Annotated in this window: 14 protein-coding genes and 1 riboswitch; of the genes, 12 read left to right on the top strand and 2 right to left on the bottom strand. The window is 64.3% G+C overall.

What is annotated here, in order from left to right; all coding sequences use genetic code 11:
• The first annotated feature begins 3 nt into the window (after window positions 1–3).
• Window positions 4–202: riboswitch (cobalamin riboswitch) on the top strand.
• Between the two features lie 109 nt (window positions 203–311).
• From MRBLPB4O_RS09665 to MRBLPB4O_RS09645, 5 genes are read left to right on the top strand one after another with little or no spacing between them, the layout of a single operon-like run.
• The gene (locus MRBLPB4O_RS09665) at window positions 312–1,322 is read left to right on the top strand and encodes an ABC transporter substrate-binding protein (RefSeq protein ID WP_063427039.1); all 1,011 of its coding nucleotides are present in this window, start codon (window positions 312–314) and stop codon (window positions 1,320–1,322) included.
• The gene (locus MRBLPB4O_RS09660; protein WP_016500443.1) at window positions 1,322–2,338 is read left to right on the top strand and encodes an iron ABC transporter permease; all 1,017 of its coding nucleotides are present in this window, start codon (window positions 1,322–1,324) and stop codon (window positions 2,336–2,338) included. The genes MRBLPB4O_RS09665 and MRBLPB4O_RS09660 overlap by 1 nt, the downstream gene beginning before the upstream one ends.
• On the top strand, window positions 2,335–3,123 hold the full coding sequence (locus MRBLPB4O_RS09655; protein WP_341798219.1) for an ABC transporter ATP-binding protein: 789 nt from the start codon (window positions 2,335–2,337) through the stop codon (window positions 3,121–3,123). The genes MRBLPB4O_RS09660 and MRBLPB4O_RS09655 overlap by 4 nt, the downstream gene beginning before the upstream one ends.
• A 17-nt stretch (window positions 3,124–3,140) precedes the next feature.
• On the top strand, window positions 3,141–3,575 hold the full coding sequence (locus MRBLPB4O_RS09650) for a pseudoazurin (RefSeq protein WP_341798218.1): 435 nt from the start codon (window positions 3,141–3,143) through the stop codon (window positions 3,573–3,575).
• Window positions 3,572–4,909 carry an OprD family porin gene (locus MRBLPB4O_RS09645; RefSeq protein ID WP_341798217.1) on the top strand — a complete coding sequence of 446 codons (1,338 nt, stop codon included), beginning with the start codon at window positions 3,572–3,574 and terminating at the stop codon, window positions 4,907–4,909. The genes MRBLPB4O_RS09650 and MRBLPB4O_RS09645 overlap by 4 nt, the downstream gene beginning before the upstream one ends.
• A 122-nt stretch (window positions 4,910–5,031) precedes the next feature.
• On the opposite strand, the gene MRBLPB4O_RS09640 is transcribed toward MRBLPB4O_RS09645, so the two are convergent.
• A complete protein-coding gene (locus MRBLPB4O_RS09640; protein WP_341798216.1) occupies window positions 5,032–5,346 on the bottom strand; it encodes a hypothetical protein in 315 nt (104 codons plus the stop codon).
• Window positions 5,347–5,477: 131 nt separating this feature from the next.
• Complete coding sequence (locus tag MRBLPB4O_RS09635) at window positions 5,478–5,975, bottom strand: GNAT family N-acetyltransferase (protein WP_341798215.1); 498 nt, start codon at window positions 5,973–5,975, stop codon at window positions 5,478–5,480.
• Window positions 5,976–6,105: 130 nt separating this feature from the next.
• On the opposite strand from MRBLPB4O_RS09635, the gene MRBLPB4O_RS09630 reads away from it, so the two are divergent.
• The 7 genes from MRBLPB4O_RS09630 (at window position 6,106) to MRBLPB4O_RS09600 (ending at window position 14,367) form a co-directional block, all read left to right on the top strand.
• Window positions 6,106–6,585, top strand: a complete 480-nt coding sequence (locus tag MRBLPB4O_RS09630) for a hypothetical protein (protein WP_016500449.1) — start codon at window positions 6,106–6,108, stop codon at window positions 6,583–6,585.
• A gap of 64 nt (window positions 6,586–6,649) precedes the next feature.
• The gene (locus MRBLPB4O_RS09625; protein WP_341798214.1) at window positions 6,650–8,221 is read left to right on the top strand and encodes a diguanylate cyclase; all 1,572 of its coding nucleotides are present in this window, start codon (window positions 6,650–6,652) and stop codon (window positions 8,219–8,221) included.
• Between the two features lie 128 nt (window positions 8,222–8,349).
• Window positions 8,350–9,126: a ParA family protein gene (locus tag MRBLPB4O_RS09620; RefSeq protein WP_341798213.1), complete on the top strand. Its 777-nt coding sequence runs from the start codon at window positions 8,350–8,352 to the stop codon at window positions 9,124–9,126.
• Between the two features lie 82 nt (window positions 9,127–9,208).
• Entirely contained in the window at window positions 9,209–9,619 is a 411-nt protein-coding gene (locus tag MRBLPB4O_RS09615; RefSeq protein ID WP_341798212.1) for a DUF2946 family protein, read from the top strand.
• A 68-nt stretch (window positions 9,620–9,687) separates the two neighbouring features.
• A complete protein-coding gene (locus MRBLPB4O_RS09610) occupies window positions 9,688–11,838 on the top strand; it encodes a TonB-dependent receptor (RefSeq protein ID WP_341798211.1) in 2,151 nt (716 codons plus the stop codon).
• A gap of 281 nt (window positions 11,839–12,119) precedes the next feature.
• Window positions 12,120–12,878, top strand: a complete 759-nt coding sequence (locus MRBLPB4O_RS09605) for a hypothetical protein (RefSeq protein WP_341798210.1) — start codon at window positions 12,120–12,122, stop codon at window positions 12,876–12,878.
• Between the two features lie 151 nt (window positions 12,879–13,029).
• The gene (locus MRBLPB4O_RS09600; RefSeq protein WP_341798209.1) at window positions 13,030–14,367 is read left to right on the top strand and encodes an MFS transporter; all 1,338 of its coding nucleotides are present in this window, start codon (window positions 13,030–13,032) and stop codon (window positions 14,365–14,367) included.
• The last annotated feature ends 64 nt before the right edge of the window (window positions 14,368–14,431 follow it).

The raw sequence follows: 14,431 nt of genomic DNA, 5'->3' as shown, positions 1-14,431 counted from the left end.
TGGTCTACCATGCGGGCCGCCGGTTTCCACCACGGAATTAATAGGGAATCCCAGGGCCGTCAATACGGGCCAAACGGAACTGCCCCCGCAACTGTAGGTGCCGAGCCTGCTCCATCGATGCCACTGGGCCACGCGCCCGGGAAGGCCGGAGCCGGGCCATGACGCACCAGTCAGGAGACCTGCCGGCCTACATTTACCAACCGGCGGGGTGTCCGGGATTGGCCATCAGTGTTGCCCCTGCCATCAGCGGGGCTCGGCGATGCCTGTCCGTGCGTTCCTCACCCGAACTGTCCGATAGGAGATCGCCCAGCATGCTGCCCCGTTTCGCCACCCTGCTCGCCGGCCTTGGCCTCACTGGCCTGGCCCAGGCCGCTGCCACCCACTACCCGCTGACGGTCGAGAACTGCGGCAAACCGCAAACCTTCGCCCAGGCGCCGCAGCGCGCCGTCACCATCGGCCAGGCAGGCACCGAGATGCTCTACGCACTCGGGCTTGGCGACAAGCTGGCGGGCACCTCGCTGTGGTTCAACAACGTGCTGCCCGAGTACCAGGCGCAGAACGACAAGGTGCCGCGCCTGGCCGACAATGACCCCAGCTTCGAGGCCGTGGTCGGCAAGCGCCCGCAACTGGTGACGGTGCAGTTCGAATGGATGGTCGGCGCCCAGGGTGTGGTCGGCACCCGCGAGCAGTTCGATGAACTGAAGATCCCCACCTACCTGCTGCCTTCGGACTGCGAAGGCAAGGACAACCTGGTCGGCGCCGACGGCACCCGCCTGCAGGCGTTTCAGGTCAGCAGCATCTACAAGAGCGTCAGCCAGCTGGCCGAGATCTTTGATGTGCAGGACCGAGGCACTGCGTTGAACGCCGAGCTGAAAGGCCGCCTGGACAGCGCCAAGGCACAACTGGCCGGCAAGGACCTGTCCACCACTTCGGCACTGTTCTGGTTCTCCAGCGCCGACCTCGACATCGACCCTTACGTGGCGGGCCGTCAAGGGGTCGCTGACTTCATGCTGCGCACGTTGGGCGTGCGAAATGTGGTCGAGTCCACCGAGGAGTGGCCGACCGTAGGCTGGGAAACCCTGGCCAAGGCCAACCCCACCTGGCTGATCATCGCTCGCATGGACCGCCGCCGCTTCCCCGCCGACGACTACCAGAAAAAGCTGGAATTCCTGCGCAACGACCCGGTAACCCGCAACATGGACGCGGTGAAGCACAACCGCATCATCGTCCTCGACGCCGACGCCATGCAGGCCGGCATCCGCCTGTTCCGTGGCCTGCAAACCTTGTCGGCAGCCTTCGCCAGCGGTAAAGCGGCCCAGTGATGATTCGCCTGTTACCCTGCATCGCAATCGCCTTGGCGGCACTGTTGGCCGCCTTGCTGGCCGGCACTGCCATCGGTGAGACCAACCTGTCACCCAGCGTGGTCGGCCAGGTGCTGGCCAACCACCTGTGGCAGGCCGGCTACCCGGTTGACCCGATCGACGCCGGCATCGTCTGGAATTACCGCCTGACCCGTACCCTGGTCGCGGCAGCCTGCGGTGCCGGCCTGGCCACCTGCGGTGTGGTTCTCCAGGCGCTGCTGCGCAACCCGCTGGCCGAGCCGTACCTGCTGGGCTTGTCGGCCGGCGCCTCGACCGGTGCAGTGCTGGTCGGCCTGCTGGGCCTCGGTAGCCTGGCGCTGAGCATGTCCGGTGGCGCCTTCATCGGTGCGTTGGCTGCGTTCGCCCTGGTGCTGCTACTGGCCCGCGCGGCCGGCCCAGGCAGCAACAACGCGCAGGTAATCCTCGCCGGCATCGCCGGCTCGCAACTGTTCACCGCCCTCACCGCTTTTCTCATCACCAAGTCGGCCACCGCCGAACAGGCACGCGGCATCCTGTTCTGGCTACTGGGCAATCTCAGCGGCGTGCGTTGGCCTTCCGTGTGGCTGGCTGTGCCGGTGGCGCTGTTCGGCCTGGTGGTGTGCCTGTTGCACCGCCGCGCGCTGGACGCCTTCACCTTCGGCGCCGATTCGGCTGCATCGCTGGGCATCCCGGTGCGGCGCACCCAGTTACTGCTGATCAGTTGCACGGCACTGGTCACGGCGGTGATGGTGTCCATCGTCGGCGCCATCGGCTTTGTCGGGCTGGTAATCCCGCATGCCCTGCGCCTGCTGCTCGGCCCCGGGCACAGCCGCCTGTTGCCCGCCAGCGCACTGGGCGGCGCACTGTTCCTGATTGCCGCCGACGTACTTTCGCGCACCTTGATTACAGGCCAGGTGATTCCCGTGGGCGTGGTAACCGCACTGATCGGTGCACCGGTGTTCGCGTTGATTCTGGTCAGCCGCCGAGGGCACTCATGACGGTCATGATCGCTGCACAGCTTGCGCCACTGAGCTGCCAGGGCCTGGGGCTGCAACTGGCCGGCAATACCGTGCTGCGCGATATCGACCTGCACGTTGTGGCAGGTGAAACCCTGGGCATTGTCGGCCCCAACGGCTCCGGCAAATCCTCACTGCTCAAGCTGCTGGCCGGGCTGCGCAAGCCGGCCAGCGGCAGCGTGCAACTGCTGGGCGAACCGCTGGCACAGCTGCCCCGCCGCCGTGTTGCACAGGCCCTGGCGCTGGTTGAGCAACAGGCTGACACCCTCGATGCGATCAGTGTGTTCGATGCCGTTGCCCTGGGCCGTACGCCTTGGTTGTCGGCACTGGCACCGTTCTCTGGAGAGGACCGTGCCATCGTCGAGCAGGCCCTGGCTGACCTCGACGCCCTGCACCTGCGCACACGCCTGTGGGGTTCGCTGTCGGGTGGCGAGCGCCAGCGCGTGCACATCGCCCGCGCCTTGGCGCAACGGCCACAGGTACTGTTGCTGGACGAGCCGACCAACCACCTGGACATTCAGCACCAGCTAAGCCTGCTGCAGCAGGTTCAAGCCTTGCCGGTGACCACGCTGGTGGCCTTGCACGACCTCAACCAGGCACTCACCTGCGACCGCGTCGCGGTGCTGGACAACGGCCGCCTGGTCGCCCTCGGCAAACCGTTCGAAGTCCTCACGCCAGAGCGCCTGCTGTGCACCTTCGGCGTGCATGCACGTTACCTCACCGATCCCTTCGATGGCGCCCGCATCCTGCGTTTTCGCGCCCCCTGAACCAGGAAGTTCTACTGATGCTGTTGCGCCCTGTCGCCCTGCTGCTTGCCAGCGCCCTGCTTGCCCCCGCCGCACTGGCCGAGGTGCATGAAGTGAAAATGCTCAACCGCGGCAGCGAGGGCGCCATGGTGTACGAGCCGGACCACCTGCGCATTGCCCCCGGCGACACGGTGCGCTTTCTGCCCACCCAGAGCGGGCACAATGCAGCCAGCGTGACCGGCCTGCTACCGACCGGGGCCGAGCCCTTCAAGAGCAAGTTGAACCAGCCGTTCGAGCAGACCTTCAGCGTGCCGGGCGTATACGGCATCCAATGCATTCCGCACCTGGCGATGGGCATGGTAATGCTGATCCAGGTGGGTGATGCGCCGGCTGCCGGATTGCCAGCCAGCCTGCCTGCACGGGCGCAAGCCCGCTTCGCGGCCCAGTTGCAGAAGCTTGAGGCCGCGCGATGAACCGGCTGTTGTTGGCGCTGCCGTTGCTGGGGTTGTCGACCTTTGCCCTGGCCGACGCCGCCCAGTCGCAAAGCAACGGTTTTGTCGAAGACAGCAGCTGGAACATGCTCAACCGCAGCGTATTCGACCAACGCGACTACAAGCACGGTGGGCGCAACAGTGCCGCGCGCAATGCCTACAAACCGCGCAGCGAACGTAATGGCAAGGCTGAGGAATGGGCCTACGGTTTGATGGGGACATTTCAGTCCGGCTTCACCCAAGGCCTGATCGGTATTGGCGTCGATGCCCATGCCTATCTGGGCGTGCAACTCGACAGTGGCGGCGGGCGGACGGGCAAAGCGCGCCTGCTGGGGGTGGATAACGATGGGCACCCGAAAAACGAATACAGCCGTGCAGGGGCAGCGCTGAAGTTGCGGGCGTCCAATACCGTGCTCTCCTATGGCGAGCAACGGGTCAAGACCCCGGTATTCAGCTCTTCCGACAGCCGCCTGCTGCCCGAGACCGCTACAGGGTTCTTCCTCACCAGCAACGAGTTCGACACGCTCAAGCTGCTGGCCGGGCACTTCAACGAAAGCACCGACCGCAATGCCTCCAGCCACGACCAGGGCTTCGTGGTGAACTACTCCAACGGCAAACAGGGCAACATTTTCGACCTGGCCGGCGTAGTGTGGAACCCCGGCGCAGCCTTCAGCGGCAGCCTGTACACCTCGCGCTACGAAGACAGCTGGAACCAGCACTACCTGGGCAGTACCCTCAGCCATGCGCTGGATGACCGACGCAGCATCAGCCTGGACCTCAACCTGTACCGCACCACAGACACTGGCAAGGCGCTGTCCGGGCGCATCGACAACACCACCTGGAGCCTGGTCTCGCGCTACAGCCAGGGGCCGCACGGTTTCAGCCTTGGCTGGCAGCAGGTCGACGGCAACACCCCGTTCGACTACGTGACGCGAGGGGCAATCTTCATTGCCAACGCCGTGCAGATGTCGGACTTCAACGCACCGAACGAGAAGTCCTGGCAGGCACGCTATGACCTGAACATGGGGGCCTATGGGGTGCCGGGGTTGAACCTGACGGCGTTATATGTGCGGGGGTTCGATATCGACGGCACGCATGTCGACCCCAATGGCGGGTATGCGTACCTGGGGTATGGCAAGGGTGGCAAGCATTGGGAGCGCGACCTGGAGGCGCGGTATGTGGTGCAGAGCGGCAAGGCCAAGGGGACGACGTTCTCGGTGAGGCATAACGTGCACCGTGGGAACACGGCGCAGGCTGAGCTGGACGGGGACCAGATACGGTTGGCGGTGGAGTGGCCGTTGTCCGGGGGGTTCTGATAGACCGAGTTGCCTGATGGAGCCTGGGGCTGCTTTGCAGCCCATCGCAACGCAAGGCCGCTCCTACAGGGATCGCGAAAAGCCCGGACTGCGCGACGCCTGTAGGAGCCACCCAGGCTCCATCATGCGAGCGAGCTACCCGCAGGCAACAACCCCCACTCCATCCGCTCCTGTTCATTCATCGCGACCAGCACCTCGGCCAACGCCCGTTCCAGCTCTGAACTGACGTTGCCAAAAACCTTGTAATTGGTCAGCAGATACCGCTTCACCACCCTCGGCCAACGGCGTTCCTTGTGCGCCGCATTGATGATGCCCTTGGCGTCATGGTAGGTCGCCCCCCGCCACAGTTCTATCAGCCTTTTTTCAAAATCCGCAAAGGTCCACCGGTCAATACGCTCTTCAAATTCGTCCAGCAGCTTGAGTTTGTACAGGGCCATGTATGGCATCGTGAGTCTCCCTCGGGTGCAGTGAGCAAGCCGTGCACAGGGGAAGGTAAGCAAGCCGGGCCGGTTTTGAAATGAACGCGTCGATGACGCCAAAAGCTCCGTTGTAGGCGATTTCCCACAGGTCAGGGCAATCGCAAGTGCATGTGCGTGGTCTGCCAGACCGGGTCTTGCTCCACATCCACCACCGCGAACCCTTGCCGCTCCCAGAACGCAATTGCACCCGGCAGAAACGGATGCGTATGCAAATACAGGCAGCCGATGCCTGCCTGCTCCGCCCGCTCGCGCAACGCGCCGAACAACGCGGCAGCCAGGCCATGCCGGCGGTAGGCCGGCAGCACGAACAGGCGTACCACTTCGACTACCCGCTCAGCGTGATAATCAAGCTGGGCAAAGCGGTGGTCATAGGGCACGTAGCCGATCACCGCGACCAGCCGCCCGTCATCACGGGCCTCAAGAAAGCATCCCGCGCCGTCCAGGTAGGTGTCGGCAAAATGCGCAAGGTCGTGCGGCAATGGCGCCTTCGCAAGCATCGGGAACATCTCGCGGCGAGCGTTATCGACAAACGCCACGACTTCGGCAATGGCGACGCGCGCCACAGGTTGCAGGGTCCAGTTCGGCATGGGGCTGCTGGCAGTGGTTGGAGGGCACGGTTCTACCTCAGCGCGCCGTTCAAGGCAAATCACAAAGCTCGTCGTGGCCAGGCGGACATCGGTATAATCGGCAGTCTTCACTGCCCGACCAGGCCACGCCATGCCTCGCTTCCAGAAGTTGCTGTTGCCCCTGCTGCTGACTGCCGCCCTCACCGCCTGCGACCAGAAGCCCTCCCGCGAAGATCAGATCCTCGCCCAGTTGCCGCTGCAGGATGCCTACACCCATAACATCGAGCGCATGGCCACGCTGCTGGGCCGCACTCACCCGCAGCTGTCGCAGGCCACCATCCAGGATGTACTGCGCAAGTACCTGACCGTCGAGGACCAGCGCCAGGACCTGTTCAGGCTGTACAGCGAAAAGAACTTCAGCGACGCCGAATTTGCCACCATCGTTGCCGCCACCCAGGACCCCGCCAAGGCCAGGGCGCTGGAAGACACCGAAGCCGGCAAGCGCCTGAGCGAAAAACTCACCGCGCTGATGCGCGAAACCGCCCGCGACGTCAAGGTGCAAGCGCTGGTGGAGCGGCGCATGCAGCAGGTGGAAGACGAGCTGAACGCACTGGACAGGCCTGGTTCCTGAACACGGCGCCCCATCCCCCCTAGCGCGAAAGGTCGTCGCTACTTTCAATCACCCGAGGTCAGGATTGCCACACGCCAAGCACGGATTGCGCCTGGATCTACGCACACTCATTCTGGTGCTCTGCGCCCTCACCGCCCTGGTCATGCTGTGCGCCAGCTATTTCGCCAGCTACCGGGTGCAGCGCCAGCTGCTGATCGACCACGCCCTGGAAGCAAACCGGGTGTATGCGATGAAGCTGGCCAGCATCACCGAAACCTTCATCGGCAACGCCCAGCAGCAGTTGGCCTTCAGCGCCGGCGTACAAGGCCGGCAGCTGGGCGATGCCGCTGCGCTGCTGGTGGAGACCGACCGTGTATTGAGCCAGAGCATGGCCTTCAACTCCACCTTCGTGATCGATGCCAACGGCGTGCTGCTGGCAGTATCCCCTGCCCCGCTACGGCACCTGGTCGGCAGCCACGTACAGTCGCCCGGCGCTCAGGAAGCATTGCAAGAACGCCGCCCGCTGGTTTCCACACCCTACCTTTCGGCGGCCGACAACCTGGTGGTGGCGCTGTCGCAACCCGTTTTCGACAGCAACGGTCGCTACATGGGGTATGTCGGTGGCAGCCTGTACCTGCGTGAACGCAACATCCTCAACAGCTTGCTGGGCGAACATTTCTACAAGGACGGTTCGTACCTGTATGTGGTCGACCGCAACCGCCGCCTGCTGTATCACCCCGATAGCGAACGGGTCGGCACAGTGGTGGAGGGCAATGCGCTGATCGACCAGCTGGCGACCCTAAACAACGGTACCCGGCAACTGACCAACAGCCAGGGTGTGGAAATGCTCGCCGGGTTTGCCACTGTGCCCAGCGCCGGCTGGGGGGTGGTGGCGCAGCAACCGCTGACGCAGACGGTGATGCCACTGAACCACCTGATCCTCAGCGTGGTGGGCACTTCTGCGCCCCTGGCGCTGGTGGGCTGCCTGCTGCTGTGGTGGCTGGCCATGACCATCGCCCGGCCGCTGTGGCAACTGGCTGCCGGTGCCCGAGCGATGGACCGTGCTGGCACCGCCGAGCGCTTGCATCGCGTGCGGGCCTGGTACTTCGAGGCAGCCGAACTCAAGCGCGCCCTGTTGATCGGGCTGAACCTGCTGCAGGAGCGCATCGGCCGGCTCAACCGCGACGCCCAGACCGACCCGCTGACCGGCCTGGGCAACCGCCGCAGCCTGGAATTCAGCCTGTCATTGCTGGAAGCCGAAGGCCGGGCCTTTGCCGCCATCGTGCTGGACATCGACCATTTCAAACAGGTCAATGACAACCATGGGCACGAGGTCGGCGACCAGGTACTGCGCCGCCTGGCAGAGCTGATGCGCCGCTGCTGCCGCGAGGGCGACCTGCTGTGCCGCACCGGCGGCGAGGAATTCTTGATGCTGCTGCCGGGGGCCAGCCTGGACGTGGCCGCCGTGGTGGCCGAGCGGCTGCGGGTCACGGTGCAGGATACGCCCGTGCAGCCGGTGGGCGCGGTGACGGTTTCGCTGGGGGTGGCACGCTGGGATGGCGAGGCTGGCAGCGGGCCCGTGGAAGCATTGAGCGAGGCGGACCGGGCGCTTTACCAGGCCAAGCAGGAGGGGCGTAACCGGGTAGCTATTGCCTGAACCGGCCTCTGCGCAGGTACAGCCAACGATGAAAGTGATTGTTGTAACAATCTTTGTCATAAAACTGTCGTGTTCCGGTCATAGGATTGACCTCAACCTGACATTTTCATTTCATGGATGAGCGTCTCATGCGTCGTGTGGTTTTCAATCAAAAAGGTGGCGTCGGCAAGTCCAGCATCGCCTGCAACCTCGCCGCTGCCAGTGCCGCCGAGGGGTATCGGACCTTGCTGGTCGACCTCGACCCGCAGGCCAATGCCACTTACTACCTGACCGGCCTGGTCAACGACGCCATTCCTGCCGGCATCGCCGATTTCTTCCGCCAGACCCTGTCACCGGTCACGGCGGCCGGCAAGAAGCACCGGGTGGCGATCACCGAAACCCGCTACAGCAACCTGCACCTGGTCACCGCCAGCCCCGACCTCAGCGACCTGCAAAGCAAGCTGGAGAGCAAGTTCAAGATCAACAAGCTGCGCAAGTTGCTAGTGGAACTGGGCGAGGATTACGAGCGGATCTACATCGACACCCCGCCGGCCCTCAATTTCTACACCTTCAGCGCGCTTGTTGCGGCAGAGCGCCTGCTGATCCCGTTCGACTGCGACAGCTTCTCGCGTCAGGCCCTGCACAGTGTCATGGCCGAGGTCGAGGAACTGCGCCAGGACCACAACCCGGCGTTGCAGGTAGAAGGTGTGGTGGTCAACCAGTTCGCCGGGCGCACCGCCCTGCACCAGACCCTGGTCGACCAGTTGTGCAGCGAAGGCCTGCCGGTGCTGCCGGTGTACCTGAGCAATTCGATCAAGATGCGTGAATCGCACCAGGCGTCAGTGCCGTTGGTGCACCTGGCGCCACGGCACAAGCTGGCGATGGAGTTTGTCGATTTGCTGGATGCGCTGGAGCGGGCGGCCTGACAGAACGGGGGGCGCTCTGCGCCCCGGAAACTTGCAGTAAAAGCACTACCCGACCGTTCATCAGGGTGGTAGATTCGCCGCCATGAAAACCACCCGGCACACTCGCACGCTGACTGCCTGGACGCTCTATGCCAGCGTCCTGTTCAGCCTGTTGCTGTGCGGCATGCACCATGGCCAGATGGGTGGCCTGCGCCTGGCCGGCCTTGAAGGCGGCTTCTGCTCGGTCAACAGCGAACACGGCGTGGCCATCGACCTGGACGGTGCCGGCGGTGACCAGCACATGGCCCAGCTCGACTGCCCGGTGTGCTCCTCGTTTGGCCTGGCCGTACCGCTCAGCAGCGGCGGCTGGTCGTTCACACCGGCGCAAGTCGTGGCCACCTCGCCCATCGTGGTGCGCAGCTGGGCACAACCGCCGCCGCGCTACCAACGCCCCGCCCTCAACCCCCGCGCCTCCCCCGCCGTCTCCCCCGCAGCCGTACTTCATTTCGCCTGACTTCAGCCGGGCGCGCCTTTGCGCGCGTTCGCCGTCAGCCATGACCTTTGCGTGGAAGACACACAAACATGCTTCGCAAGACCTCCCTGGTGCTCCTCATGGGCACCTGCAGCTTTGCCTGCGCTGAAACCGCCCCTGTCGAACTCGGCGCCACCACCATCGACGGCGAACGCGACGCCGCCAGCGGCGTGCAGCTGGACGAGCCGATCCGGACCGGTTCGCGCCTTGGCCTGACCGCGCGGGAAACGCCCGCCTCGGTCAGCGTCTCGGACCGCCGCCTGATCGAAGAACGCGGCGCCAAAGACAGCCAGGACGTGATCAACGCCATGACCGGTGTCAACGCCTCCGCCAACCCAGGCTTTGGCGGCTTCGTCGCCTATCGCGGCTTTACCCAGAACCAGGTCACCCAGTTGTACAACGGCATCAACCTGGGCTACAGCAGCGCCACACGGCCAGTGGACGCCTGGGTACTCGACCGCGTCGAGCTGATTGGTGGGCCATCTTCGTTCCTGCATGGCGCGGGCGCAGTGGGTGGTTCGATCAACTACATCACCAAGCTCGCCAGCCGCGACCAGCAGATCATTGACGGGCGTATCCGCTATGGCAGTTTCGACGACAGCGAGGTGGCATTCGGTATCAACCAGGCGCTGGCCAGCAACCCCGCCGATGCCCGCCATTTCGCGCGTCTGGACTTCAGCCGCGGGCATGGCAACGGCTTCGTCGACCGCAACGAACGGCACACCGACAGCCTGGCCTTTTCGCTGCTCAGCGACCTGGCACCCAACCTCACCCACACCCTGGCGCTGGAGTATCAGGAAGACCGCGAAGACAGCCCCTACTGGGGCTCACCGATCCTGCCCGGGCGCAGCACGATGAAGATCGACAACAGCCGCCGCTTCGAAAACTACAACGTAGCCGACGGCCGCTATGAGCAACGGGTGCGCTGGCTACGCTCGATCCTCGACTACCAGATTAGCGACAGCACCAGCGTGCAGAACACCCTGTACCACTACAACGCCCAGCGCGATTACCGCAACCTTGAACGCTACGCCTATACCAGCGATGGCAAGGTGCAGCGCAGCAGCCCTTACCTGCAGCGCCACGACCAGAACCTGCTGGGCGACCGCATCGAGCTGCGCCACGATAACCAGCTGCTCGGCCTGGCCAGCCAATGGTCGCTGGGGCTGGAGTACTCGCGCATGCGCCAGACCCTCTACCCCACCTCCAGCAGCTGGAGCGACGTGGTCGACGCCGAGCAGTTCGACCCCGGCAGCTTCGATGACATCCCCGGGGTGAATGCCGGCCTGACCAAGCAACGCCACCACGAGGTCATCAACCGCGCAGTGTTCGCCGAAAACCGCTTGCAGCTGACCGAGCGCCTGGCCCTGCTGACCGCCCTGCGCTACGACTACCTGGACATGGAAGTGACCAACTACGGCGCGGTAACGCCCACCTCGCCAGCCTATTTCGAACGACGCTGGGAACCGCTGTCCGGGCGCATCGGCCTGACCTATGCGTTGACACCTTCGGCCAGCGTGTACGTGCAGTACAGCTCTTCGGCCGATTTACCGGCCGGTTCGCTGGCAGCGGCGACCTACTCCAACGTCGGGCTGTTCGACCTGTCCAAGGGCGAGCAGTGGGAAGTGGGCAGCAAGTTCGACTTCCTCGACGGGCGCGGTGCGGCCACGCTGGCGCTGTACCAGATCGTGCGCAAGGACTTTGCCGTGCGCGACTCGAACGACGCCAACCTCACAGTCCAGGCCGGGCAGCAGACCTCACGCGGCGTCGAACTGTCCGGGCGCTTGCAGGTAACGCCGAAACTGCTGGCCGAGGCCAACTATGCCTATGTCGATGCGCAGTACGATGAGTTCAACGAGGCGGTCAACGGCAAATCGGTGTCACGCAAGGGTAATGCGCCGACCAACGTGCCGGCCAACGTCGCCAACCTGTGGCTGACCTACAGCCTGTCGCCGGCATGGTCGGTGGGCGCGGACGGGCGCTACGTGGGCTCGGTGTATGCCGACAACGCCAACAGCCTCAAGGCCCCGGCCTACACCCTGTTCGGCGCGTTCGCCCGCTACCGGCTGGATGAACACACCACGCTGACCGGGCGGGTGCGCAACCTGACCGATGAGGTATATGCCAAGCAGGCCTACAACAGCCAGTACTACATGGGGCCGCCGCGCACCTTCGAACTGGCACTGGACATGCGCTTCTAACCTTCAGCTCGGTTACCCACTCCCGGCAGCGGGCCCAACACCTGTAGGAGCAGCCTTGTGCTGCGAAGAGGCCGGAAGGGCTAAATATCACCTTGTGCTGCAATGGCCTCTTCGCAGCACAAGGCTGCTCCTACCGGGTGAGTGGTAGCTTGGGTGATGGTGGAAAATAGTCGGTCCCACATTTCTCCACAAAAACCACACACAGTCCTCACGCATTTCGCGTGATAATTTCTTGTCACCGCCGGCATGAGGGCCGGCTCAATCACATCAAGGAAGGTTCTGTGTTCAGATCGTTGTCTCCGGCACTCGTGGCTACCGCACTCATCGCCTTGGCGGGTTGCCAAAGCCGGCCTGCCTCCGAGGCGGACAAGCAGGCGCGCCAGACATTCGTCAGCGACATGCAACAAGCCCTGAAGCTGGGCATCGCGACAGCAGACACGGACAAGCAGATCGGCGTGGTCATGCTGGATGTCAAACTCGACCAGCATTCCACGCCCGTCAGTTGCAAAGCCAGCAAGGCACCGATCAAGTATGAAACCGTGCTGCCTGCCGACCTGCCCCGCTCGGACTTCAAGGCGTTGGCCAGCGTAGTCGAGGCGCAATGCTGGAAGACCATCTACCCCGTGGTGCCCAAGTCGCTGCGCGACGAAGACGGCACGGTGGAAGTAAGTGCGCCCCTGTTCGTGGTGCTGCCCGCTGCGGCCCAGGCGCCTGAAACGCCGCGGCGCAAAGCCAATGCACAACGTGAATTTTTCTGGCAGCACCTGTTCCGCGACCTGCCGGTGGACAGCATCGGCAGGGCCTCGCTCTACTATGATGCGAATGCGCAGGGCAAGGTCCAAGGCTGCCTGGTGCAGATCTATCCCCACCCGAACCGGCCGGATGACTTTCGTCTCGATGGCAAGCTGCAGGCCGAAGTTAACAGCCGCTGCATGGCGCTTGACCTGAGCAAGCTACCAGGCTTCAGCGCCGACGAGCACGGCCGGGCCAAGGGTTACAGTGAAATGGAATACGCCCCCTGGAAGGTGGGCCGGCTGTAAACCGCAACAGCGGTTGAATCAGGTATCCCGAGGTCGCCCTCGACAAAGCACCGGCCTGCGCCCGGTTATCTACTGGCAAGCACAACAATGATGGCGCGGCCCGACCGTGCCACTTTCATCATGGCTGCCAATGGAACCGGAGAGCACCCGCATGTCCGCACCTCATGAGGTATCCCCCGCCACCCTGCGCAGGGTGATCGCCGCCTCGGCCATCGGCAATTTCGTCGAATGGTTCGACTTCGCCGTGTATGGCTTTCTCGCCACACTGATCGCCAGCCAGTTCTTTGCCAGCGAAGACGCCAGCGTGGCTTTGCTCAAGACGTTCGCGGTGTTCGCCGTGGCCTTCGCCCTTCGCCCGCTGGGCGGCATCGTGTTCGGCGCGCTGGGCGACCGCCTGGGGCGCAAGCGCATCCTGTCGCTGACCATCCTCTTGATGGCAGGTTCCACCACCCTGATCGGCCTGCTGCCGACCTACGCCAGCATCGGCCTGGCAGCCCCCGCGCTGCTGACCCTGGCGCGCTGCTTGCAGGGGTTTTCTGCCGGTGGCGAGTACGCGGGGGCCTGCGCCTACCTGATGGAGCACGCGCCCAACGACAGGCGTGCCTTCTACGGCAGCTTCGTGCCGGTCTCGACCTTTTCCGCCTTCGCCTGCGCCGCCGTGATCGCCTATGGGCTGGAAGCCAGCCTGTCGGCCGAGGCGATGAATGCCTGGGGCTGGCGCGTTCCGTTCCTGATCGCCGCACCGCTGGGGTTGGTTGGCCTGTACCTGCGCTGGCGCATGGAAGAAACCCCGGCCTTTCGCGAAGCCGTCGCCCAAGGCAAGGAGCATGAGCATTCGCCGCTCAAACACACCCTGCGTCACCATGGCCGGGTCATTCGCAACCTGGGGGCTTTCATCTCGCTGACCGCGCTGTCGTTCTATATGTTCACCACCTACTTCGCCACGTACCTCCAACTGGTGGGCAACCTGACCCGCGCGCAGTCGCTGCTGGTAACCACCGTGGCGCTGCTGTTCGCCGCTGTCGGCTGCCCACTGGCCGGGGCATTCTCGGACCGGGTGGGGCGGCGCAAGACCATTGGCTTTACCTGCCTGTGGGTGATGATGTGCGTGTTCCCGGCGTACTGGCTGGCCAGCTCGGGCTCGATGTCCGGCGCACTGCTGGGGGTGATCCTGCTGGCGGTGGGGGCCTTGTGCAGTGGCGTGGTGACCGCAGCGCTGCTGTCGGAGAGCTTCCCCACCCGCACCCGCTATACCGCTTCGGCGATTACCTACAACGTGGCCTATACCCTTTTTGGCGGTACCGCGCCGCTGGTGGCGACCTGGCTGATCGGGCAGACCGGCAGCAGCCTGGCACCGGCGTTTTACCTGGTGGTGATTGCGCTGGTGGCGTTGGTGGGTGGGTTGGCGTTGCCGGAGACTTCGCGGATTTCGTTGCATGATGAGGTGGGCTCGGACGCTGTACGGGCTGGAGTCCGAAGTACCGTCTGAGATTTTTGGGGCTGCTTTGCAGCCCTTTCGCGGCACAAGGCCGCTCCTACAGGGACCGTGTCAG

The organism is Pseudomonas sp. LPB4.O (genome assembly GCF_038383825.1).
GTDB classification, from domain to species: Bacteria; Pseudomonadota; Gammaproteobacteria; order Pseudomonadales; family Pseudomonadaceae; genus Aquipseudomonas; species Aquipseudomonas putida.
The sequence above is the reverse complement of the archived record's forward strand: the minus strand, read 5'-3'. Positions and strand labels throughout refer to the sequence as shown.